Origin of the sequence: Bittarella massiliensis (ex Durand et al. 2017) (assembly GCF_009876955.1) — a bacterium.
Taxonomy (GTDB): Bacteria; Bacillota; Clostridia; order Oscillospirales; family Ruminococcaceae; genus Bittarella; species Bittarella massiliensis.
Genome location: NZ_WWVY01000009.1, coordinates 132,167 through 155,458 on the forward strand (window position 1 = coordinate 132,167; position 23,292 = coordinate 155,458).

At 64.7% G+C, this 23,292-nt stretch carries 20 protein-coding genes; 14 read left to right on the plus strand and 6 right to left on the minus strand.

The window, feature by feature from the left end; translation table 11 throughout:
- Nucleotides 1–27: 27 nt before the first annotated feature.
- Complete coding sequence (gene fabV / locus GT748_RS10910; RefSeq protein WP_021658537.1) at nucleotides 28–1,209, minus strand: enoyl-ACP reductase FabV; 1,182 nt, start codon at nucleotides 1,207–1,209, stop codon at nucleotides 28–30.
- A gap of 246 nt (nucleotides 1,210–1,455) precedes the next feature.
- Between fabV and GT748_RS10915 the strand changes: the two genes are divergently transcribed.
- The 6 genes from GT748_RS10915 (at nucleotide 1,456) to GT748_RS10940 (ending at nucleotide 7,762) form a co-directional block, all read left to right on the plus strand.
- Nucleotides 1,456–2,022 (plus strand): manganese efflux pump MntP, encoded by a 567-nt coding sequence (locus GT748_RS10915; protein ID WP_143161535.1) that lies wholly within the window; start codon nucleotides 1,456–1,458, stop codon nucleotides 2,020–2,022.
- A 43-nt stretch (nucleotides 2,023–2,065) separates the two neighbouring features.
- Nucleotides 2,066–2,767 (plus strand): AzlC family ABC transporter permease, encoded by a 702-nt coding sequence (locus GT748_RS10920; RefSeq protein ID WP_021658534.1) that lies wholly within the window; start codon nucleotides 2,066–2,068, stop codon nucleotides 2,765–2,767.
- A gap of 20 nt (nucleotides 2,768–2,787) precedes the next feature.
- Nucleotides 2,788–3,090, plus strand: coding sequence for a branched-chain amino acid transporter permease (locus GT748_RS10925; protein WP_021658533.1), 303 nt, complete (start codon nucleotides 2,788–2,790; stop codon nucleotides 3,088–3,090).
- Between the two features lie 12 nt (nucleotides 3,091–3,102).
- Nucleotides 3,103–4,230 (plus strand): exonuclease SbcCD subunit D, encoded by a 1,128-nt coding sequence (locus tag GT748_RS16035; RefSeq protein ID WP_161222344.1) that lies wholly within the window; start codon nucleotides 3,103–3,105, stop codon nucleotides 4,228–4,230.
- Nucleotides 4,231–4,234: 4 nt separating this feature from the next.
- Nucleotides 4,235–7,135, plus strand: a complete 2,901-nt coding sequence (locus tag GT748_RS10935; protein WP_073260899.1) for an AAA family ATPase — start codon at nucleotides 4,235–4,237, stop codon at nucleotides 7,133–7,135.
- 66 nt (nucleotides 7,136–7,201) lie between these two features.
- On the plus strand, nucleotides 7,202–7,762 hold the full coding sequence (locus tag GT748_RS10940; RefSeq protein WP_021658392.1) for an inorganic diphosphatase: 561 nt from the start codon (nucleotides 7,202–7,204) through the stop codon (nucleotides 7,760–7,762).
- A 322-nt stretch (nucleotides 7,763–8,084) separates the two neighbouring features.
- Here the strand turns inward: GT748_RS10940 and GT748_RS10945 are convergent, their stop codons facing one another.
- Nucleotides 8,085–8,711 (minus strand): SOS response-associated peptidase, encoded by a 627-nt coding sequence (locus GT748_RS10945; RefSeq protein WP_021658394.1) that lies wholly within the window; start codon nucleotides 8,709–8,711, stop codon nucleotides 8,085–8,087.
- A 480-nt stretch (nucleotides 8,712–9,191) separates the two neighbouring features.
- Here GT748_RS10945 and GT748_RS10950 point away from each other — a divergent pair, with 480 nt between their 5' ends.
- Entirely contained in the window at nucleotides 9,192–12,719 is a 3,528-nt protein-coding gene (locus tag GT748_RS10950; RefSeq protein WP_161222345.1) for an Ig-like domain-containing protein, read from the plus strand.
- 122 nt (nucleotides 12,720–12,841) lie between these two features.
- The gene (locus GT748_RS10955) at nucleotides 12,842–12,985 is read left to right on the plus strand and encodes a hypothetical protein (RefSeq protein WP_021658329.1); all 144 of its coding nucleotides are present in this window, start codon (nucleotides 12,842–12,844) and stop codon (nucleotides 12,983–12,985) included.
- Between the two features lie 393 nt (nucleotides 12,986–13,378).
- Here GT748_RS10955 and GT748_RS10960 read toward each other — a convergent pair whose 3' ends face one another.
- From GT748_RS10960 to GT748_RS10975, 4 genes are all read right to left on the minus strand, one after another.
- Nucleotides 13,379–14,188 (minus strand): energy-coupling factor ABC transporter ATP-binding protein, encoded by an 810-nt coding sequence (locus GT748_RS10960; protein WP_021658331.1) that lies wholly within the window; start codon nucleotides 14,186–14,188, stop codon nucleotides 13,379–13,381.
- Nucleotides 14,188–15,042, minus strand: a complete 855-nt coding sequence (locus GT748_RS10965) for an energy-coupling factor ABC transporter ATP-binding protein (protein WP_021658332.1) — start codon at nucleotides 15,040–15,042, stop codon at nucleotides 14,188–14,190. The genes GT748_RS10960 and GT748_RS10965 overlap by 1 nt, the downstream gene beginning before the upstream one ends.
- Nucleotides 15,039–15,827: an energy-coupling factor transporter transmembrane component T gene (locus GT748_RS10970; RefSeq protein WP_021658333.1), complete on the minus strand. Its 789-nt coding sequence runs from the start codon at nucleotides 15,825–15,827 to the stop codon at nucleotides 15,039–15,041. Before GT748_RS10970 ends, GT748_RS10965 begins: the two co-directional genes overlap by 4 nt.
- A gap of 110 nt (nucleotides 15,828–15,937) precedes the next feature.
- Entirely contained in the window at nucleotides 15,938–16,552 is a 615-nt protein-coding gene (locus GT748_RS10975) for an ECF transporter S component (protein WP_044991918.1), read from the minus strand.
- 406 nt (nucleotides 16,553–16,958) lie between these two features.
- On the opposite strand from GT748_RS10975, the gene GT748_RS10980 reads away from it, so the two are divergent.
- The 6 genes from GT748_RS10980 (at nucleotide 16,959) to clpB (ending at nucleotide 23,262) form a co-directional block, all read left to right on the plus strand.
- On the plus strand, nucleotides 16,959–17,669 hold the full coding sequence (locus GT748_RS10980) for a type III pantothenate kinase (protein WP_161213517.1): 711 nt from the start codon (nucleotides 16,959–16,961) through the stop codon (nucleotides 17,667–17,669).
- 74 nt (nucleotides 17,670–17,743) lie between these two features.
- Nucleotides 17,744–18,388, plus strand: coding sequence for an ECF transporter S component (locus GT748_RS10985; protein WP_353590528.1), 645 nt, complete (start codon nucleotides 17,744–17,746; stop codon nucleotides 18,386–18,388).
- 168 nt (nucleotides 18,389–18,556) lie between these two features.
- The gene (locus GT748_RS10990; RefSeq protein WP_021660241.1) at nucleotides 18,557–18,931 is read left to right on the plus strand and encodes a GntR family transcriptional regulator; all 375 of its coding nucleotides are present in this window, start codon (nucleotides 18,557–18,559) and stop codon (nucleotides 18,929–18,931) included.
- A 4-nt stretch (nucleotides 18,932–18,935) separates the two neighbouring features.
- A complete protein-coding gene (locus GT748_RS10995) occupies nucleotides 18,936–19,802 on the plus strand; it encodes an ABC transporter ATP-binding protein (protein WP_021660240.1) in 867 nt (288 codons plus the stop codon).
- Nucleotides 19,799–20,428: an ABC-2 transporter permease gene (locus tag GT748_RS11000; RefSeq protein WP_021660239.1), complete on the plus strand. Its 630-nt coding sequence runs from the start codon at nucleotides 19,799–19,801 to the stop codon at nucleotides 20,426–20,428. The genes GT748_RS10995 and GT748_RS11000 overlap by 4 nt, the downstream gene beginning before the upstream one ends.
- Nucleotides 20,429–20,637: 209 nt before the next feature.
- Entirely contained in the window at nucleotides 20,638–23,262 is a 2,625-nt protein-coding gene (gene clpB / locus GT748_RS11005; RefSeq protein WP_021660238.1) for an ATP-dependent chaperone ClpB, read from the plus strand.
- Nucleotides 23,263–23,292: the final 30 nt, after the last annotated feature.

Genomic DNA, 23,292 nt, shown 5'->3' on the forward strand with positions numbered 1-23,292 from the left:
GCGGGCGGTATCCCGCCCGCTCCGGCACTATTCGGCAATGCTGGGGATCTTCACGTCGGGGTCGACGTCCGCCTGGTAGTCGACGCCGGGCAGGTCAAAGCCGAACATCTGGTAGAAGTCCTGCCAGTAGCCGTCGATGTCGGCGTACTGCTCTAAATTATCGTCGTTCAGCCCCTCCCAGATGCGGGCGATCTCGGCCTGGACCTCGTCCTTCATCTCCCAGTCGTCCAGGCGGATGCGGCCCTCCCCGTCCACCGGGGTGGGCTCGGCGTAGAGCCGGTCGTGCACCAGCCGGTACATCTGCTCGATGCAGCCCTCGTGCAGCCCCTTCTCCTTCATCACCTTGTAGAGCAGGGAGATGTAGAGGGGGACGATGGGGATGGCGGCACTGGACTGGGTCACCAGGGCCTTGTTGACCGACAGGTAGCTGCGCAGGCCGGGGATCTCTTGGGCCAGCTTGGCGGCGGTGGCAAAGAGGTGGTCCTTGGCCCGGCCGATGGAGCCGTCTTTGTACATGGGGTGGGTCAGCTCCGGCCCGATGTAGGAGTAGGCGGCGGTCACCGCCCCCTCGGCCAGGACCCCCGCCCCCTGCAGGGCGAGCATCCAGTCCTCCCAGTCCTCGCCGCCCATGACGGCCACGGTGTGGGCGATCTCCTCCTCGCTGGCCTGGGGGATGGTGATTTCAGAGAGGGTGCGCTCCTTTAAGTCGATGGTCTTGTTGGTGTAGTCGCTGCCGGTGGTCTTGAGCACCGAGGAGACGGTGGTCCCGTCTTTGAGGGTGCGCCGGGGGGCGGCCAAACTGTAGATCACCACGTCCACCTGGCCCAGATCGGCCTTGATTTGGGCGATGACCTCGTCCTTGCACTGCTGGGAGTAGGCGTCGCCGTTGACGGTTTTGGCGTAGAGGCCGTCGGCGGCGGCGAACGCCTCGAAGGCGGCGGTGTTGTACCACCCGGCGGAGGCGGTGCGCTTGCCCGCGGCGGGCTTTTCAAACTGCACCCCCAGGGTGGCGGCCCCGCAGGAATAGGCCAGGGCGATGCGGGTGGCCAGGCCGTACCCGGTGGAACTGCCGATGACGAGGGCCTTTTTGCCCCCCTCGGTCTTGGGCTGAGAGCGGACGTATGCGATCTGTTCCCGCACATTTTCGCGGCACCCGGCGGGGTGGGCGGTGGTGCAGATAAACCCGCGGATCTTCGGTTCAATGATCATGGCAAAAAACTCCTTTAGCGGCGAATGGAGGTTGGGCGCAGGGGATTTGCGGGCCCAAACCGATTTCATTATAGAGGATTTGGCGGGGAAAATCCACCCCCCGACAGGCGGGGGGAGAGGTAAAGCGGTTGCCGAGTGCATACAAATAGCGGTATAATGGCCAGGCAGATGCACAAATGCCGTTTGCTCCCTGCCCAATGGCCAACGACCGCTGCCCTTGTGGTATCGCGTGGGAGGGAAGAAAGAGTGGATTTTGCCACCATGGTTTTGCTGGGATTGGGGATGGCCATGGACGCCTTTGCCGTCTCGGTCTCCAACGGGTTGGCGCACAGGGGGCGGCCGCTCCCCTGCGCCCTGGCCTGCGGCACGGCCTTTGGCCTGGCCCAGGCGGCGATGCCGCTGCTGGGCTTTTTTGCCGGGTACACCTTCAGCGGGTACATCCACCGGTTTGACCACTGGGTGGCCCTGGCGCTGCTGGCGCTGTTGGGGGGACGGATGGTCTGGGAGGCCCGGGAGGAGGAGATCGAACCCCTCTCCCGCCCCCGCCGGCTCACCGGGCGGCTGCTCCTGGGGCAGGCCGTGGCCACCAGCATCGACGCTCTGGCCCTGGGGGTCAGCCTTTCCTGTATCGGGGCGAATATCTGGCAGGCGGCGGCCATCATCGGCGGCTGCACCTTTTTGTGCTGCTTTGTCGGGGTCTACCTGGGCCATCGCTTCGGCTGCCTGCTGGGGCGCTGGGCCCAGGTGGTGGGGGGCTGGCTGCTGGTGGGCATCGGCGTCAAGATTTTTTTGGAACACACCCTGGGGCGCTGACGCCCCGGGCGGGACAGGATGTTGAAAAGGGGAGAAGAGACAGTTGAAAAAAGCCTTTCGCGCGGCCTTTCCGGTCACGGTGCCGGTGCTGCTGGGATACCTGTTTGTGGGGCTTGCCTTTGGGGTGCTGCTGCGCCAGGGCGGGTACGGCCCCCTCTGGGCGGCGGGGATGAGCGCGGCGGTCTACGCCGGCTCGATGCAGTTTGTGATGCTCAACTTTCTGGGGGGCGGCTTTTCCCTGGTGCAGGTGGCGCTGATGACCCTGGCGGTGAACTTCCGCCACCTCTTTTACGGCCTCTCCTTCACCGAGCGCTTCCGCCAGATGGGGAAAAAGCGCTGGTACATGATCTACGCCCTCACCGACGAGACCTACTCCCTCCTCTGCTCCCAGCGGGCGCCGGAAGGGGTGGAGCAGGGGCAGTTTTTCTTTGCCATCGCCCTGTTGGACGAGCTCTACTGGATCGCCGGGGCGGTGTTGGGCACAGTGGTGGGAGGGCTGCTCCCCTTTGACACCACCGGCATCGACTTTGCCATGACCGCCCTCTTCATTGTCATCGCCGTCGAGCAGTGGCAGGCCTACAAGAGCCGCTTCCCCGCCCTCTGGGGGGCCGGGTGCGCCCTGGCCTGCCTGCTTTTGCTGGGGCCGGACAAGTTCCTGATCCCCGCCCTGCTGCTGGCGGTGCTGGGGCTGTTGGCCTGTTCGCGGCCGATCGTGAAAAAGCTGGGAGAGGAGGGGGAGCAGTGAGCGCTTGGCGTGTGGTGGCAATGATCGCCGTCGTGGGGGCGGTGACCTTTTTGACCCGGGCGGCCCCCTTCTGGTTTTTCAAGCGGGGGACCCCCCGCTGGGTCAACTACCTGGGCCGGGTGCTGCCCCCGGCCATCATGGCCATTTTGGTGGTCTACTGCCTGCGGGGGGTCAGCCTGCTGACCTACCCCTACGGCCTGCCGGAACTGCTGGCGGGGGCCGCGGTGGTGGGACTGCACCTGTGGAAGAAAAACAACCTCATCAGCATCCTGGGGGGCACCGCCCTCTACATGGTGCTGGTGCAACTGGTTTTTGCCGGATAGGGGGGCGCGCGCGTGAAGTTTATCCACACTGCCGACTGGCACCTGGGAAAGGTGCTGGGGGAATTCTCCCTGCTGGAAGACCAGATTTTTGCCATGAACGGCCTGCGGGAGCTGTTGCGGCGGGAGGGGGCGGACGCCCGGGTCATCGCCGGGGACGTGTACGACCGCTCGGTGCCTCCGGCGGTGGCCGTCACCGCCTTTGACGACTTTGTCAGCGCCGCGGTGGGGATGGGGGTGAAGGTGCTGGCCATCGCCGGCAACCACGACAGCCCCCAGCGCCTCTCCTTCGCCAACCGCCTGGTGCGCAGCGAGGGCTATTTTGTGGAGGGGAGCTGTACCCTCCCCCTGGCGCAGGTGCCGGTCACCGGCCGCGACGGGGTCGCCGTCACCTTTACCCTGGCCCCCTTTACCGACCGCTATCAGCTGCGGCTGCTGCTGCCGGAGGGGGAGTACCCCACCTACACCGACGCCTATCGGGCGCTGCTGGAGGGGACGCCCCTTCCCGCCGGGCCCAATGTGCTGGTGGCCCACGGCTTTTTTGCCGGGGGGGAGGAGCTGGTGCGCAGCGACTCCGAGCTCTCGGTGGGGACCGGCGACCTGGTGGCCGCCTCCGCCCTGCGGGGGTTTGACTACGCCTGTCTGGGGCACCTGCACGCCCCCCAGACCTGCGGGCGGGAGACGGCCCGGTACAGCGGGTCGCTGCTCAAGTACTCCCTCTCGGAACAGGGGCAGAGAAAAGCGGTGGCGGTGGTGGAGATCGACGCCGCCGGCGCCGTTTCGGTGCGGGAGGAGCGGCTGCCCGTCCGCCGGGACCTGGCGGTGGTGCGGGGCAGCTTTGAAGAGCTGGCGTCCGGCGCCCTTCACCCCCCGGGGGAGGACTACCTCTACGCCGTCATCGCCGACAATGAGTTGGTCTACGGGGCGGTGAGCCGGCTGCGGGCGCTCTACCCCAACTTGCTGGGGGTCAAATTGGAGGCGCGGGTGCAGGGGGAGGACCTGCCCGACCTCACGCCCCAGGACGACCGGCCCACCGACGAGCGGTTTGCGGCCTTTTACAGGGACGTGAAGGGGATGGAGCCCACCCCCGGCCAGATGGAGACCATCCGCGCTCTGCTGGAAAAATTGGAAGGGGAGGTGTAGCGCCGTGCGCCTTGTCAAACTGGAACTGCGCGCCTTCGGCCCCTTTGGGGGCAGCCAGGAAATCGACTTTGAGGCCCTGGGGGAGGAGGGCATCTTTCTCATCACCGGCCCCACCGGCGCGGGGAAGACCACCCTCTTCGACGGGGTGATGTTCGCCCTCTACGGCCGGGCCAGCGGCGACCGCCGCCAGCCCGAACAGTTTCGCAGCGACTTTGCGGAGGAGACGGCCGTCTGCTCGGCGGCGCTGGAATTTGCCATCCGCGGCGAGCGCTACCGCATCGAGCGCCAGCCCCAGCAGGTGCGCCAGAACGCCAAGGGCCGGTATGTCACGGTGAAGGCGGGGGCGGTGCTCACCGGCCCCAAGGGGGAGGTGCTCTCCAAAATCCGGGAGGTGGACGCCCGGGTGGTGGAGCTGGTGGGGCTGACGGCCGAGCAGTTTCGGCAGATCGTGCTGCTGCCCCAGGGGGAGTTTCGCAAGCTGCTGGACTCCTCCAGCGCCGAGAAGCAGGAGATTTTTCGGCGTATCTTCGGCACCCAGAAGTTCAGCCGCTTGGAGGACCTGCTGCGGGAGCAGGCGGGGGAGGCCCAGGCCAAGATGGAGGAGCTGACCGTCCGCCTTCAGGTGGAGCGGGAGAAGATCGCCTGCGCGCCGGGCAGCCTGTTAGAGGGGCTCTGCGGGGCGGAGTACCCCGACTACGACGCCATCCTGCAGCAGTTGGAGGAGAGCCTGCAGGCCGCCCAGGGGGAGCTGGAGCGCGCCGCCGCCCGCCGGCAGGAGGTGGCTGCCCGCCGCCGCGCCCTGGACCCCGACGCCCTGGCCCGGCAAAACCAGGGCATTGCCGCCCTGGCGATTGCCAAGGCCGAATGGGCCGCCTGGCAGGCGGAGGGCCCCCTGCAATCCCAGCGGGAGGAGGCCCTGGACCTGGCCCGCCGGGCCGAACTCTGCCGCCAGGCCATGCGCCGGGCCAAGGAGGCGGCCGAGCGGGCCGAGAGCGCCCGCCGGCAGGCGGAGGAAGCCGCCCGCGCCCTGGCGGAAAATCGCCCCCGCTGGGAGGCCACCCAGGCCGGGGCCGAGGCGCTTTTGGAGCAGGAGGCCGCCCGCACCGCGGCCCTGCGCCGGGCAGAAGCTCTGCGGGGCCAGCAGGAACAGGCCCGCCGCCGGGAGCGGGTGGAGGGAGAACTGGCCCGCTGCGAGCGCACCCTGCAGCGGCTGGGGCAGTTGCAGACATACCTGCAGCTGCGAGACAGGCGCCAGGGGGGGGAGGAGCAGCGGCGCGCCCTCACCGCTCTGCGGGAGGCCGCCCTTGCCAGAGGGGAGGCGGAAGCGGCCCTGGCAGAGGCACAGCGCCGGGCCCAGGAGGAGAGCCGGCGCCACCTGCAGGGACAGGCCGCCCTGCTGGCCGAGGGGCTGACGCCGGGCGCGCCCTGCCCGGTCTGCGGCGCCACCCACCACCCGGTCCCGGCCCAGGCGGGCGGTGAGATCCCCACCGCCGCCCAGTTGGAGGAGACGGCGGCCCGGGTGGAGGCCCTACGCCGCCGGGCGGAGGGGGCCCGCGCCGAGGAGGCGGCCTGCCGCGCCGCCCTGCCTGCTGCCCTGCAGGAGGTGCAGGACCTGCCTGCCCAGGACGCTGCCCTGAAGGGCGAACTCGCCCAGCTGGCGGCGGAGGAGCGGCGGCTGGCAGACCAGGTGGCGGCCTTTATCCCCCTGGACCAGCTGGTGGCCAAGGGGTTGGACACCCCTGCGGGCTGCGAGCTGGCCGCCTCCCGCCAACAGAGCCGGCGGGAGGCCCTGGAGGAGGAGCGGGGGCAGCTGGCGGACCTCCCCCTCCCCCATCAGTTGGAGGGGGAGGCCGCCGCGGCCGAAGTTGAGGCAAAGGCCCTGGCGGAGCGGATCGCGGCCCGGCGGGACGCCTTTTCCCGGGCCCAGGAGCGGCAGGCCAGCCTGCAGAAGGCGGTGGACATCTACGCCGAGAGCGCCCGGGAGGCGGCGGCCGCCGCCGCGGCGGAAGAGGAGACGGCCCGCCGGCAGTTTGCCCGCCAGGGGCTGCGGCCCGACGCTCTGCCCCAGGGCGGGGAGGAGGAGATCCGCTGCCTGGAAGGGGAGATCGCCGCCTACCGGGAGCGGGGGGCCCAGTGGCAGGCCCGGCTGGAGGGATTGGCGGAGTACGAGGGAAAGGTCCCCTGCAATCTGGAGGAGGCCGCCCGCCAGAGCGAGCAGCTGGCCGCCGAGGAGGAGGCCCTGGATCGGCAGCTGTCCGAGGGACAGGTCGCCCTGGCCCAGAACGGCGGCTGCAGGGAGGCCATTGCCGCCCTGCTGGCCCAGCGCGACCGCTGGGGCGAGGGCTACCGGGACGCGGTGGACCTCTACCGGGTCGCCAGCGGCCAGAACGCCAAGAAGCTCTCCTTCGAGCGATACGTCCTCTCGGCCTATTTCGACCAGGTGGTGCGGGCGGCCAACCGCCGCTTTGCGGGGATGACCGAGGGCAAGTACACCCTGCTGCGGCGCACCGAGCGGGAGAAGGGGAACCGCGCCTCCGGGTTGGACCTGGAGGTGCTCGACAGCCTCACCGGCAAGACCCGCCACGTGAACACCCTCTCGGGGGGCGAGAGCTTTCAGGCCTCCCTCTCCCTGGCGCTGGGGCTGGCAGATGTCATCCAGCTCTTCTCCGGCGGGGTCAGCCTGGAGACGGTCTTTATCGACGAGGGGTTTGGCAGCCTGGACGCCGAGGCGCTGGAGTGCGCGGTGGACACCCTGGAGCGGCTGCGGCGGGAAGACCGGGTGGTGGGGATCATCTCCCATGTGGAGTGGCTGGAGGAGCGGCTGCCGGTGGCGTTGGCGGTGCGGCCCCTGCCGGGGGGCGGCAGCCGGGCGTCGGTGCGCCGGGGCGGCCGAGAAAGCGATTGAAACTTTGCCATCCGTTTGCTATACTAAAGCCAGACAGAGCGAGACGAGAGAAAAGGGGAATATGAGATGAACATCTGGCACGACATCGAACCCGCCTGCATCAAGCCCGAGACCTTTACCGCGGTCATTGAAATCCCGGCGGGCACCAAAAAGAAGTACGAGTTGGACAAACACACCGGCCTGCTGCGGCTCGACCGCATCCTCTACACCTCCACCCACTACCCGGCCAACTACGGCTTTATCCCCCGCACCTACGCCGACGACGGCGACCCCCTGGACGTGCTGGTCATGTGCTCCGAGACCCTGGACTCCCTGGTGGAGGTGGACTGCTACCCCATCGGCGTGATCCGGATGATCGACGGCGGCGAGGTGGACGACAAGATCATCGCCATCCCCTGCCAGGACCCCACCTGGAACTTCTACCAGGACATTTCGGCCCTGCCGCCCCACATCAGCGACGAGATCAAACATTTTTTCGAGGTGTACAAGGGGCTGGAACACGGCCACACCACCACCTCTGAGGCCCTGGGCCGCCAGCGGGCGGAGGAGATCATCGCCGAGTGCATCCAGCGCTACGAGGTGCACTTTTGCGGCCTGAGACTCAAGGGCGAAGAAAGCGAGAAATGATTTGACACAAAGAGAGCGGGCGGGTGCGATCGATTTCGCACCCGCCCGCTTTTTTGTCGCTTCGGTGCCCCAAACCTCTGGCTCTGCCGGGGAAGTCAAGTGGCTTTGGCAAAAGGCCTTCGGAACGGAAACGCGCTGAAGACGAAAAAGAAAGGCGGTTTGGGGGGATAGTCGACACGAAATGGTGTTCTAGATTGCCGTTTTGTCGGCAGCAGTGTGTGATGGGATAGCATCTGGTGGCTCTTGAAGGGGCTACGCCTGGATGGCACCCTTTTCGGGCCGGTGTGTGCCGTCCGTCTTACCGGTGGCTTTGACTGCGCTGTTAAAAGAGGCGGCTCTGCTGGATTTCGTCCCTTTCCGGCGGAGCGCACCGCTCTCTGTCCAACAGGGGCGGCGTCTGTCCCAGCAGGGCGAGGGCGGCGCCGGTGTCGGTCAGCCATCCCTCCAGCTGGCCGGGGGCGAGGAGGACCGGCATCCGGGGGTGGATGTCGGCCATTGAGGCGTTGGCGGCGGTGGTGAAGAGGGTGTAGCGGGCCTCTTCCCCTTCCAGCCGGTAGCAGCCGGCCAGATAGAACAGGGGCTGGCCCGGCAGGGTGAAGCGGTACTTGGCGCTGGGCCGACAGGACCTGTCCCACTCGAAAAAGCCGGTGGCGGGGACGGCGCAGCGGCGCTCTAGCAGGCTGTCGCGAAAGAGGGGGCGCTCGGCCGCCGTCTCCGCCCGGGCGTTGATGACAAGTCCCCTGCCCTTGGGGGAGGAAAAGCCCCACCTGGCCAGCCCTGCCGCCACCCGCTTGCCGGTATGGGCGAGGACGGGAGCCCAGTTGGAGGGGAAGACCTCTCCGCTGGCGGCTTGGCTGAACCGTTCGGGGTAGCGGCGGGCGATTTCCGCCAAAATGGCCTGCAGCTGGTCGTTTTCGCGCTCGGTGTACAGGCTATAGCGGCCGCACATAGAAATTCCCCCTTCCCTTTGCGCTTTTCTCCATTATAGCGCAAAGGGAGGGGGGAGGAAAGCGGGGAGGGAAAAGACGTGGCCGTCCGACGTTGACGGTGTCCTCCGGGAACGGGGAGCGCCGGTGCAGCGGGGGCCTTTTCCACACTGCGGAAGGAAAATGAGGGACGCCCTTTTCCGAATGGGATTGTGGAGGTGCGGGATTCTGGGGATGCGCTGGTTGTGTCGTGGGGCAAAGGCCATGCCTCGTACAGGAGAGGTCGGAGCGAACGACAGATTAGGAATAGGTTATCATTCGAGCGAAAAAGGCCCTGTTTTGGTTGTTAAAAGCTGGTTTGCCAGAGGCAAATCAGCTTTTCTTTTTGCTTTTCCCCCACCGGTCAAAAGAACGAAAATCTATACATTTTATGCTTCTTGCGGAATTGTGGAGGGGCGCTTTCCCTCCCACAAGGCGGCAAGGGGGAAATGGAGGAGAAAAAGATGCGCAAAATGAGAGGAACCGCATTCCGGCATCGCCTGCTTGCCCTGTCGGCAGCCCTTGCCCTGGGGTTGGCAAGCTGGCCTCTGGGCGTTCAGGCGGCCGGGGTCGGCCTGGGCGCGACCGGGTTGCAGGTCACCGGCGGGGTGGAGGGGCTCGATTACGAGGTGGATGACGCCGCCGGCATGGTGGTTGTCAAGACGGACACCCCCCTGACCATTTCCGGCTCGTCGAGCACCCACGGCGTTCGGGTGGCGCCCGGGGTCCACGCCGACATCACCTTCAGCGGGGTGACCATCACCGCCCCGCTCCCTTTGGATGTGGCGACCAACCTGTATGGCACGGCCAGCGGGAGCGCAGCCACCGATGGGGCGCAGATAGAGAACAAGACTTCGCTTCATCTGACGCTGGCGGACGGCAGTGTCAACACCCTGACGGCAGGGGCGCTCTTTCCCGCCGTTCACTGCGGCGAGGGTTCGCTGCTCACCATTGACGACGGGGTGCGCAACACAGACAGCCAGGGGAATGCCATCGTCCCCGAACAGGGCCGGGTGCCCCGGGACTGTGTGCTGGCAAACGGGACCGCCCTCAAAAAAGGCGCCCCTCTCTATTTGATGGCGAGTGAAGATCCGGGTCGGCTGGTCGCAAACGACGGCCAGTCCTGTGCGGGCATCGGCGGCGGCATCTGGGAGAATGTGGGAGAGATGACCTTCAATGGCGGCATCATCGAGGCCTATGCCTACGGGCCGTACAGTGACTACGACGGCACCGGCGCGGGGATCGGCGGCTCGATGGCGGGTGGCTGCACGGTCATGACCTTCAACGGCGGGACCGTCACCGCCAAGGGCTCTTACCACGGGGCCGGTATCGGCGGCGGGCTGAGCTCCAGTTGGGGGGCCAACTGGGACAGGCCGCAGATGGCGGGGACCATCAAGTCCCGCGAGACCTATCAAAACACCATCTGCCGGGACATCTATGTCAACGGCGGCAACATCACGGCCCAGGGGTTTGCCCACGGCAACGCCTTTGGCGCGGGTTGTGCCCCCGGCAGCAATGCCGGCCACAAATTTGTGATCACCGGGGGCAATCTGACCCCCATCACCAGTTCCACCAGCGACATCGGCGCGGCGGGGACCGACATTGTCGTCACCGGGGGCTCATTTTACACCAGCAAATTTCAGGGCACGGTGACCAACGGCAAGGGCATCGAGCTGGCCATGGCCACCGTCGACCTGAGCGGCTACCCCGAACTGAAAAACGGCCCCCTCAAGAGCCTGCAGGTGGCGGTGGACGGGGTGCCTCTCACCCCCGAGTACGGGCTTGCCAACAATGTGGACGGAAACGGCAAGCTCTACTTCTGGCTGCCCAAGAGCGCCCAGGGCAAATCTCTGGAAATCAAAAATCTGGTGGCTATCGACCCGGTCACTGGCCAGGAGCAGGAGGGCAAGTACGATTTCACCATCCCCAGCTTTGACAGCGGGCACACGGTGGCCAAGCAGTATGTGACCTTCACTGTGGACGAGAGTCTGCTGGGAGAGGCGCTGCGCCAATCGCTGCACAAGCAGTATGACGGGCTGCCGATAGACGGACAGGACCTGCTCAACCAGGTGGCGGGCCTGAACATCCCCGCCGACAGACCGGAGGGAGAGTTCCTCAACGACGTTTCGGCCATGAGCCTCTCCCACCAGCGGGTGGAGGACAAGGCGGGGGAGGAGACCGGCGAACCGGTGAAGACCGGCAGCTTTGAGCGGGCGGGCGGTTACACGGTGACGATCGACTCCAGCCAGTTCTCGGCTGCACCGGGATTTCAGGAGTCCTTCTGGGGACACCGCGCCGCCTTCGCCGCCGAAATCACCCCGGCCGACAGCACCGCGGAAAAAGTCAGTTATCAGCTCCAGTGGTCGGGGGACCAATTGCAGGGCGTCGCTTTCCACGCCCTTGTTCGCCCAGCCGACGGAATGGCCGCCACCTGCAAAGCCCCGGACGGGTCGGTGCAGTTCTACGTCAACGGGGTCGCCGTGGGCGGCCCAGTGACGGTGGCGGCCCAGGCAGGGACGGAGAAGGGATTTGCCTTTGGCACGGCCGACTTTGCCTGGGATTTGAGCGGGGTGCAGATCCCCGCCCGACCGGACGGAAGGCTCGCCGTCAGCGCCACCTTCGACGGCGGCACCAACTACCGGGTAAGCAGTTGCCAGGGCTCGCCGGAGGAAAACCCCGGCATCCCGGTGGTGGAGCCGCCCAAGGTGGAGGGAAAGCCCTCCGCACCGGGAGAGCCCGCCCGGGAATTGGAGCCGGACGGAGAAATCACCAGCAAGCCCGGGGAAGACCCGGGGGACCCCAACACCCTGCACCAGACCTTGAAGGACCGGGTCGCGGTCCCGGTCTCGGGGGATACCCTCTCGCAGAGTGAGGTGGAGACTTGGATCGAGGGGCGCTATACCGTCGATTCGATGACGCCTGGGATAAACGCCGCCATCGAGTCGGTGACCATCTGGGATGAAAACGGCCAGAAAGTAGAACAGATCGACCGCACCCGGCCGGGCTCCTACCATGTGATCACAGTCGTGCGCGATGACAGGGGAAATAGCACCACCGTCGATTTGACCTATCTGGTGACAGACCCGCCGACGGTGGTGGTCAAGCCGGAAAATCCCGAGGAGCCGGGGCGGGAGCTCTCCCCCAAAGAGCCGCCGCAGGGCGACGATGCGACAGGTACTCTGCACGGCCAGTTGGAGGACAGCTATCTGCGCCCAACCGGGTCGGGGACCCTCGGCCGGCCCGAGTTGGCAGACTGGCTTGACGGCCGCTACGACTGGGGGGACGCCCAACTCACCCTGGTGGAGGTCAAAGACAAAGATGGCAATGCAGTGGGAGAAATCGACCTGTCGCAGCCGGACCGCTACCAGGTGGTGGCGGTGGTGACCGACGATATGGGAAACACCACCACAGTGACCGTCGACTACCAGCTCAAAGAGCCCCCGGCAGTTGAGGTGAAGCCCAATCAGCCCGGGGCGGGGGAAGAGGGGACGTTGCGCCCCGACGGGCCGGTGAATACTGACAGAGACGGCACGGTCCACCGGGTGTATAAGGACGAGATGTCCACCCCGGCAAAGGACGGCACCCTCACCCAGGCGGACGCCGAGAAGCTGGTGGAGGAGCGCTACACGGTGCCCGCAGGCGCTGCGGTGCAGACGACCATCCGCGACAGTGAGGGCCAAGTGCTGACGGACATCGATCTGCGCTTTGAAGGGGATTATGTCATTGAGGTGCTGGTGCGCGATGGCGAGGGGAACACCTCTACGGTCTACCTGGATTACCGGGTGTACGAGGAGCCCGGGCCCCCGGAAGAGGGGGAGAGCGGGGAGAAACCAGAAGGCCCAGAGACCCCCCAAACCCCGGGGGAAGAGCCGGATGACCGTGGCGAGGAGGGACAACCCCTCACCGGCAATTTCGGTGTGAAGGTGCTTCCGCTTCTGGCCTTGGCCGGAGCGGGCTTGCTGCTCGGGCGGAAAAGACACACGTCCCGCTGAGGTTTGAAAAGAGAAGGAGAGGGCCGGTTTACCCGTTTGGGTGGACCGGCCCTCCCCTCTGTCTGGACGATGAGAGGGGAGCGAACGGGGGTGCCCTTCATCCTTTTTTGGGGGCGAACAACTTGCCCCTCACCTCACTGTCTGTCGACGAGAGCAGCGGGGTCGCCCGCTTTTTCGCGTCGGACGGGGAATACCGGCTGGCAGTGTGCGACCTGCTGGGCAACCGCACCAGCGGTCGGTTTTGGGTGCGGGCCCCGGCGGAGTGAGGGAGACGAAACGCAGACAGAGCGGTTTGGCTGGAAGGGGACCTACTCGAGCAGTCCCTGGCGGCTCCCTTCCAATCAAAACCACCGGTGAAACGGGTGGTGTGCATCGGCCCCAAAAGGGCGGCATCAGGCTTTGCCCCGCAAAGGGGGCATCGAAATTTTATGATTTCACCTGCACTGCGCACTGCACCGGCAGACCGACAAGTCAGTGCGGCAGTTGACATCCAAAGAGTACTTTCCTTTTGCGTCCTCAGCACCCTTCCCTTGTGGAGGCCTTCTGCCAAAACGACCGGTCTCCCCCGGTAGAATAGGGGTATTGGGCTGCAAAAAAGTGCGCCCCGAACACCAGACTAGGTGCTCGGGGCGCGCTTGCTTTTTGTGTGGGGAGACCTGCTACCGCCCCAGCCGCCGCGCGATCTCCTCCACCATCTCGTCGCAGTAGAGGATGCGCTCGCCGATTTGCAGTTCCTTGGCCAGTTCGCCGATGGCGGTCTTGCGGATGCGGGAGGTGCTGACCACCTCTTCATTCCAGAAGATGTCGCGGGCGCTGCCGTCGGCAATGATGTGCTTTTGGGCCATGGCCACCACCCGGTCGAAGTTGTCGGCCACAAATTCCATGTCGTGGGTGATGGTGATGACGCTGCGCCCCTCGGCCTGCAGGGCATCAATGAGGCGGGAGAGGATAGCGATCCCCTCCGCGTCCTGCCCAGCGGTGGGTTCGTCGAGGATGAGGTAGGGTGTCTCGGTGGCCAGGATGGCGGCGATGGCCACAAACTTGCGGGTGGAGTAGGGGATGTCGAAGGGGTTTTTCTTGAGGTATTTGGCAATGCCGGTGAGTTCGACCGCCCGCTCCACCCGGCGCTTGATCTCCTTTTCCTCCATCTTCAGGTAGCGGGGCATGTACTCGATCTCGGCGATGACGCTCTTGTTGAAGATCTGGTCGTCGGGGTTTTGAAAGACATAGCCCACATAGGTGGAGATCTGGGCGGTGGTCTTCTCCTTGGTGTTGACCCCGTCGACGATGACGTCGCCGCCCGAGGGCTTGTGCAGCCCGTTCATCATCTTGACAGCGGTGGTCTTGCCGGCCCCGTTCTGGCCAACGATGCCCACCTTTTCGCCGCTCTCGATTACCAGATTTAGGTGTTCAACGGCGGTGTAGCCGTTGGGGTAGGTAAAGGACGCATCCTTCAGTTCAATTGCCATCAGCTCTCTCCCCCCAGTCTCTCTTCAATGGCCGCGATGGCGTCTTTTTGGGTGATGGGGATGTGCGCCAGCCCGATCCCCTTTTCCTTCAACTTGCTGCCCAGCAGTGCCACCTGGGGGATCTGTGCGCCGTGCTCCAGGAGGGTGGGGTTTTGCAGCACTTCCTGCGCGGGGCCCTGAAAAGCCACCTGGGCTTTTTCCAGCACCACGATCTCGTCGGCGTACTCGGCCAACAGGTCGATTTTGTGCTCGACGAGGAGCACCGTCTTCCCCTGCTCCTTGAGCAGTTGGATGATGGCGAAGACATCGGCTGTCCCCTCGGGGTCGAGCTGGGAGGTGGGCTCGTCGATGACCAGGGTGTCGGAGTCCATGGCGATGATGGCGGCAAAGGCCACCCGCTGCCGCTGCCCGCCGGAGAGGGCGTTGGGGTCGCGCTTGATGAGGTCCTCGATTTTCAGCAGCTTGCAGACCCGAATGACCCGCTCGATCATCTCGTCCTTGGGGATGCCCAGGTTCTCAAGGCCCAGGGCGATCTCTTCAAAGACGGTCTCTTTGACGCCGCTGATTTGGGTAAAGGGGTTTTGAAAGACATAGCCGATCTGGGTGGCCAACTGGTCGGTGTCCCACTTTTTGACGTCGGTGCCGTCGATGATGGTCTTGCCGGTGAGGGAGCCGCCGTAGAAGTGGGGGACCAGTCCCCGCACCAGGTTGCACAGGGTGGTCTTGCCGGCCCCGTTCTGGCCGATGATGCCGTAGAATTTCCCCTTTTCAAAGGAGAGGTCCACGTGCTTGAGGGCAAAGGTCTTGGCCAGGGGATATTTGTAGGAGACGTCTTGTAAGGTGATAAAACTCATAGCCAGATGATCCTCCCCACAATGACCGCCACAAGGGCGATGTCGATGAGAATGATGGCCGCCTTTTCGGCAGCCGGGGTCTTGCGCAGCTCCCGCAAGAAGGTGTGTTTCACCGGGGCGGAGAAGGCGCGGGCGTCCATGGCGATGGACTTCTCCTCGGTGTTGGAGATGGCCCCCAGCACCAGCGGCCCGATGATGGGGATAAAGGCCTTCATCCGGCTGATGAGACCGCCCTCGGTCTCGATGCCGCGGGCCTTCTGGGAGTCCATGATGACCTTGGAGCTCTCCCCCAGATCGGTGATGGCCTGCATCGAGGCCAGGCAGATATAGGAGGTCTCGTGGGAGACGCCGATGCGCTCGAGGGAGTACATCAGGTCGCGCATGGGGGTGATGTTGTAAAAGAGGATGACCGCCCCGCAGAAGGCGACCACCGTGCCCGCCACCCGCAGGCCGTAGAAGATGCTCTCCACCGTCACGTGGATGTTGCCCCAGCTAAAGAGGATGGTGGTGCCTTCGGTGAACATGGCGCGCATCAAAAAGAGGATGGCCCCCACCAGCAGGAAGACCTTGTAAAACATCTTGAAAAAGGGGCCAAATTTGCCGGCGATGGCCGCCAGGACGAGGTAGCCCGCCATCATGGCGTAGCCGATCCACCAGTGGGGGAGGATGAAGCCAACGGCCGCCATCACCGCGCAGAAGTTGAACTTGTTGAGGGGATTGACGTCCATCAGCCAGTTCCCGTAGAGCTGGGGATTTTTAAAGGAATAGGCAAAATCCAGATCCAAACCGATCCACTCCTTTGTGTTAAAATTTGGGGCTGCCTTGGGAAAAGGGACAGGCCGCTGCTCACCCAGCGGCCTGTCTTTTTTGCAGTCGAGGTTGGGAAGGGGAGACCCTAGAGGGTCTCTTCCTCTTCGTCGTCTTCGTCGGCACCGCTGGCGCCGATGTAGACGTGGCCGAGCGGCAGCTTGGTGAGGAAGCGGTTGGGCATGCTCTTGAGGATGATGAAGACGATGATCACCGTGGGGATCTTGTCGAGCAAGTCGGCAAACGCCTCAGAGGCAAAGCAGGCGGGAGCGACCGACCAGCCGGCCGCGACCAGGGCGCCGGTGATGAGGCCAGTGGCGTTGGCGCCGTAGCCGCCCAGGAAGATGATGGTGATGCAGGGGCCGATGACGCCGCCGATGAAGCCGAAGACCAGAGCGGACAGCAGGGTCTTCCACAGGCTCTTAAAGACGCCGAGTTTGGAGAACCAGCCGGCCACGAAGCCGAAGGCCACGTTGAGCACCGCGTAGTAGAGGGTGGTCGGCGAGGTGATGGCGTTGAGCAGGTTGGTGATGAGACCGACCAGGGCGCCGGGAACGCCGCCGCAGAGCGCGCCCACCACAATGGTGCCGATGGCGTCTAAGTAGAGCGGCAGTTTGAGCAGAATGGCGATCTGCCCACCCACGAAGTTGACTGCAATGCCGATGGGAATTAAGAAGATGACCAGTTTGTTCATTTTTTTCATGGATGCGTACCTCCTCAGAAGTTGAAATCCGTTCGGCCTGCCAAACAAGGCGGGAAACGACCTCGACAAGCACTTCCCTCTTGTTAACAAACTGTAAATACCACTACCCACAGTATAGTGGTAGTCAACAAAAAAATCAATCATTTTCTCTTATTTTATCGATATTACCAAAAATCCAAAGGCAGTTTTGACAGGATGAAGGGTTCTTTTTTCCGCACCCTCCCCGGCGCGGCCCCTCCGCCCGCGCCGGGGAGGTGCAGGGGAGCCGGCAGGAGGGGGAGAAGGGAGCTGCCGGGCGTGCGGAGGGGAGGCGGCGCGCCCTTGCCAATTGGCCGGAAATGGGGTACACTGGCACCGGGAAATCAGCTGGTTTTCCGGAGATCGTCACAAGGGGGAGGACCTTGCTATGCTGCTTGTGCTGAATGTGGGCAATACCGCCATCTCGGCGGGAGCGTTTGCGGGGGAGGAGCTGCGCTTTGTCGCGCAGACCGCCACCTGCAAGGGCGCAACCGCCTTTGACCTGGCCCTGCACATCCGCCAGGCGCTGGCCCTGGCCGGCGGAGGGGAGGAGCCCTTTTCGGGGGCGGTCCTCTCCTGCGTGGTGCCCTCGCTGCGCCAGGTGGCGGCCGAGGCGGCCGCCCTGCTGGTGCGGCCGGGGGGACGCAGGTTGGTGTTGGGGCCCGGCGTCAAGACAGGGCTCGACATCCGCACCCAGAACCCGGCGGCCACCGGCAGCGATCTGGTGGCCCTGGCGGTGGGGGCGATGACCCTGGCGGGGGGGCCCTGTGCGGCCTTCTCCCTGGGGACGGCCACCGCCGCCGTGGCCCTGGGGGAGGGCGGCGCCCTGCGGGGCACCGCCGTGATGCCCGGCCTGGCCCTCTCGCTGGAGGCCCTGCGGGGCGGACTGCTCCACGGCCACGCCGCCATGCTCGACGGGATGGCCGAGCGGCTGCAGGAGGCGCTGGGGACGGACTGCCCCCTCTACCTCTGCGGGCGGTGGGCGGCCCTGGTGCAGCCCTACTGTCGGGCGCCCTTCCTCTTAAAGGAGCACCTGCTGCTGCGGGGGCTTGCGGCCATCTATCGGAAAAATACAGCGGAGCGCCGGGGCGGCGAATAACCCCGGCCCTCTTTTCCCAGAATATGCGCTGTATCCCGCCCTTCATGCGGGAACGGCAGCAGGAGGAATGCGCTGTGTCAAAGACGAGACAAAAAACGACCGCCCTGGTGCAGATGGCGCTGCTGGCCGCCCTGATCGCGGTCCTGTCGGCGGTGCCCTGGCTGGGGTACATCAACCTGGGGTTCATCAACGCCACCACCGTCCACATCCCGGTGATCATCGGGGGGATCCTGCTGGGTCCCAAGGCCGGCGGGGTGCTGGGGGGCTTTTTCGGGCTCACCAGCCTGCTGAAAAACACCTTTCAGCCCAACCTGAGCAGCTTTGTCTTCTCCCCCTTCTACGGGGTGGGGGAGACCCACGGCAACCTGTGGAGCCTGGTGATCTGCCTGGTGCCCCGCATCCTCATCGGGGTGGTGGCGGGGCTCTGCTATCGGGCCATTGCCCGCGGCGGCAGGCGAAAGACGGCGGCCATGGCCGTGGCGGCGGTGGTCGGCTCCCTCTGCAACACCCTGCTGGTGATGGGGGGGATCTACCTCTTTTTCGGCCCTGCCTATGCGGCGGCCCAGGGGGTGGCCTACGGCGCCCTCTTTGGCTGGATCGCCGCCCTGGTGGGCACCGTGGGGGTGCCGGAGGCCCTGGTGGCGGCCGTCCTCTCCACCGCGATCTGCCGGCCGCTGCTGGCCTTGCAGGGGCGGGGCGGCCCAGTGCAGTGGAGATAAAAAAATGAGAAAAAGGACCCTTTCCGCGCCCGGCGGAAGGGGCCTTTTTTTGCTTGCAGGGGGAAAAGAAAATGTTTGCCAGTTGGGCAAAAGGGTGTTGACAACCGTGCTGATTGTATATATACTGTATATACAATATATCGATATATTCTGTGCTCGAGGTGACCTATGGACATCATCATCCAAAATTCCAGCGACAAACCCATCTACCAGCAGATCGTCGACCAGGTCAAAGACAAGGTTTTGACCGGGGTTTTGCAGCCGGGGGAGGCGCTGCCCTCCATGCGGCTGCTGGCCCGGGAGCTGAAAATCAGCGTGATCACCACCAAGCGCGCCTACGAGGAGTTGGAGAGAGAGGGCTTCCTCACCACCCAACCCGGACGGGGCAGCTTTGTGGCCGAGAAAAACCTGGAGTTTGCCCGGGAGGAGCGGATGCGCGCCCTGGAGGAGAGCTTGGCCAAAGCCGTCGAACTGGCCCGGGGCTGCGGCGTGTCGGAGCGGGAATTGGTACAGCTGGTGACATTGCTTTACAGCGGAGAGTGAGAGTATGATGACGCAAAATTGTTTGGAACTGCGCGGGGTCGGCAAGAGCTACGGCTCCTTTGCCCTGCGGGACGTAGATTTGAGCGTGCCCAAGGGCTGTATCATGGGCCTGGTGGGGCAAAATGGCGCGGGCAAGACCACCCTGCTCAAGTTGATTTTGAACTTGATTGCCCGGGACAGCGGCGAGATTTCGGTGCTGGGGATGGACAATCGAAAAGAGGAGATGGCCATCAAGCAGCGGCTGGGGGTGGTGATGGACGAGAGCGCCTTTCACGATTTCCTGACCCCGCAAAAGGTCTCCAACATCATGGCGGGCATCTACCCCAACTGGGACGAGGGGCAGTTTGCCGGCTACCTGCAGCGCTTCGGCCTGCGGCCGGGGGACCTCATCAAGAACTTTTCCCGGGGAATGAAGGCAAAGCTCTCCATCGCCGCGGCCCTGAGCCACGCGCCCCAGCTGCTGCTGCTCGACGAGCCCACCAGCGGCCTGGACCCGGTGGTGCGCGACGAGATACTGGACATCTTCGCCGAGTTCATCGGTGACGGGGAGCACTCGATCCTCATCTCCTCCCACATCACCAGCGATTTGGAGCGGGTGGCCGACTACATCGCCCTGCTGGATGGGGGCCAATTGATTTTTTGCGAGGAGAAGGACGCCCTTCTCTACGGTTACAGCGTGCTCAAGGGCACCCGGGAACAGCTGGAGCGGCTGGACCGCAGCGAGCTGATCGGCCTGCGGGAGACCAGTTTTGGCTTTGACGCGCTGGTGGAGCGCAGCGAGGAGAACCGCCGCCGCTTTGAGGGGCTGGTCTTTGACCGCTGCACCCTGGAGGAAATGGTGCTCTACTTTATAAGGGGGAAGAAGAGATGAGGGGACTTTTACTCAAGGATTTCTGCATCTTCGGCAAATCGGCCAAGTTTTACATCCTCTACCTGGTCGGAATGGCGGTGTTGGGACTGGGGATGAAGAATTCTTCCTTTATCGTGGGGATCGTGGTGATGATGCTCTCCATCCTCTGCATCACCACCTTCTCCTACGACGACATGGCCCGCTGGCCGGCCTACGCCGCCGCGCTGCCGGTGAGCCGGAGCAAGGTGGTGCTCTCCAAGTATGTGCTGGGGGTGGGGATGCCCCTGCTGGGGGGCGTGGTCGCCTTCCTCATCACCGTTGGATACTCCTTTATCCGCCCGGAAGACATGGCGAATAACGCCCTGACGGCGGTGCTGACCGCCTGCATTGGGGTGCTCTTCAACCTGATTTTGCTGCCGCCCACCTTCAAATGGGGGGCGGAGAAGAGCCGCATCATCCTCTATGCGGCCATGGCCGCCATCTTTGCCATCGCCCTGCTGGCGGGGAAGTTCGCCGCTCTCGAACAGCTCTCCCTGCCGCAGCTACCGACGGTGCTCTGGGTGGGGCTGATCGCTGCGGTGATGGTGGGATCGACCCTGATTTCCTACGGCGTCTCCTGCCGGATCTACGCCAAAAAAGAGTTTTAGAGGGCTGAGCCAAAGGGCGCGCCCCTCCCCAAACAGGGGGAGGGGCGCGTCCTTTTTTCCGTGGAGAAAGGGGAAAAAGCAAAAGGTCAGAAAAAGTCAAAAATATTTTTGCGGCGTTCACAATTTGTACACAGCTATCGGGTATATTGTATTTAGCACTCGAGAGAATAGACTGCTAAAAGTGTGAAGAGAATGGGAGGGTGGTTCCAATGAACGCCAATAAACTGACACAGAAATCGCTGGAAGCGGTGCAGACCGCCCAGAGCCTGGCCATAGAGCACAGCAACGTGCAGATCGAGCAGGAGCACCTGGTTTCGGCCCTGCTGGAACAGCCCGAGGGGCTGATCCCCTCGCTTGTCAAAAAGATGGGCTGCGACCTGGAGGCCCTGCGCGCCGCCGTGCGCCAGCGCATCGAGGGGATGCCCGGCGTCTCGGGCCCCGGGCGGGAGCCGGACAAGATCTACGTCTCGCAGGAGGTGGACCAGGCCCTGGTGCAGGCCGAGGCCGAGGCGGGGCGGATGCAGGACGAGTACGTCTCGGTGGAGCACCTGCTGCTGGGGTTGCTGGAGCGGCCCAGTGCCTCCATGCGGGAGATTTGGAGCCGTTTTGGGGTGAAAAAGGACGGCTTTCTGGCCGCCCTGTCGTCGGTGCGGGGGAATACCCGGGTCACCAGCGACACCCCGGAGGAGACCTATGACGCCCTGAAAAAGTACGGGCAGGATCTGGTGGAGCTGGCCCGCGCCCAGAAGTTGGACCCGGTCATCGGCCGGGACGCGGAGATCCGCAACGCCATCCGCATCCTCTCGCGCAAGACCAAGAACAACCCGGTCCTCATCGGCGAGCCCGGCGTGGGCAAAACCGCCATTGCCGAGGGGCTGGCCCTGCGCATTGCCAGGGGAGATGTGCCCGACAACCTAAAAGACCGCAAGCTCTTCTCCCTAGACATGGGGTCCCTGGTGGCAGGGGCCAAGTTCCGGGGCGAGTTTGAGGAGCGATTGAAGGCCGTTTTGGGCGAGGTGAAGAAGAGCGAGGGCCGGATCATCCTCTTTATCGACGAGCTGCACACCATTGTGGGGGCGGGCAAGACCGAGGGCTCGATGGACGCGGGCAACCTCCTGAAGCCGATGCTGGCGCGGGGCGAACTGCACTGCATCGGCGCCACCACCCTGGACGAGTACCGCCAGTACATCGAAAAGGACCCGGCGCTGGAGCGCAGGTTCCAGCCGGTGATGGTGGAGGAGCCGGACGTGGAGGACACCATCTCCATCCTCCGGGGACTCAAGGAGCGCTACGAGGTGTTTCACGGGGTGAAGATCCAGGACGCCGCCCTCATCGCCGCGGCCACCCTCTCCAACCGCTACATCACCGACCGCTTCCTGCCGGACAAGGCCATCGACTTGGTGGACGAGGCCTGCGCCATGGTGCGCACCGAGATCGACTCGATGCCCGCCGAACTCGACGAGATCTCCCGCAGGATCATGCAGTACGAAATTGAGGAGGCGGCCCTGAAGAAGGAGACCGACCGCCTCTCCCAGGATCACCTGGCGGAGATCCAAAAGGAGCTGGCCGACCTGCGGGCCCAGTTCAAGGAGATGAAGGCCAAGTGGGAAAACGAGAAAAACGCCATCTCCAAGGTGCAGAACCTCCGCGCTGAAATCGAGCAGGTGGGCGCCGAGATCGAACAGGCGGAGCAGCAATACGACTTGAACCGGGCCGCCGAGCTCAAGTACGGGCGGCTGCCCGGCCTGAAAAAGGAGCTGGAAGAGGAGGAGAAGATCGCCGAGCAGGGCCAGAAGGGCGCGGGCAGTCTGCTGCGCGACCGGGTCACCGACGAGGAGATCGCCAAGATCGTCGGCCGCTGGACCGGCATCCCCGTCTCCCGGCTGGTGGAGGGGGAGCGCGACAAGCTGCTGCGGCTGCCCGAAGAGCTGCACCGCCGGGTGGTGGGGCAGGACGAGGCGGTGGAGAAGGTCTCCGAGGCCATCCTCCGCTCCCGGGCAGGGATCCAGGACCCGGACCGCCCCATCGGTTCCTTCCTCTTTTTGGGGCCCACCGGCGTGGGCAAGACCGAGCTGGCCAAGGCCCTGGCGCAGGCCCTCTTCGACGACGAGCACAGCATGGTGCGCATCGACATGACCGAGTACATGGAGAAGTTCGCCGTCTCCCGCCTCATCGGCGCGCCTCCGGGCTATGTGGGCTACGAGGAGGGGGGCCAGCTGACCGAACAGGTGCGCCGCCACCCTTACAGCGTCATCCTCTTTGACGAAGTGGAGAAGGCCCACCCCGACGTCTTCAACATCCTCTTGCAGGTGCTCGACGACGGGCGGATCACCGACTCCCAGGGACGGACGGTGGACTTTAAGAACACCATCATCATCCTCACCTCCAACCTGGGTTCTGGCGCCATTTTGGAGGGGATCGGCCCCGACGGGCAGATTTCCGAGGGCGCCAAGGAGGAGGTCAACGGGCTGCTGCGCCGCCAGTTCCGGCCTGAATTCCTCAACCGGCTGGACGAAATCGTCTTCTACAAACCCCTCACCAGGGAGGAGATATCCGGCATTGTGGAGCTGCAGATCGCAGACCTGCGCCGCCGGTTGGCCGACAAGCAGCTGTCGGTGGAGCTGACCGCCGCCGCCAAGGAGTATGTGGTGGCCCAGGGGTACGACCCGGTCTACGGCGCCAGACCCCTCAAGCGGTTCATCCAGAGCAAGGTGGAGACCCTGATCGCCCGGCTGATCATCCGCGCCGAGTTGGCGCCCCGCACCACCATTGTGGTGGACTACGACGGCCATCAACTGACCGCCGATCCCAAGGGCGAGTTGCAGGCGCTCTGATTTTCCGACAGACAGAAAGGGGGCCCCGCC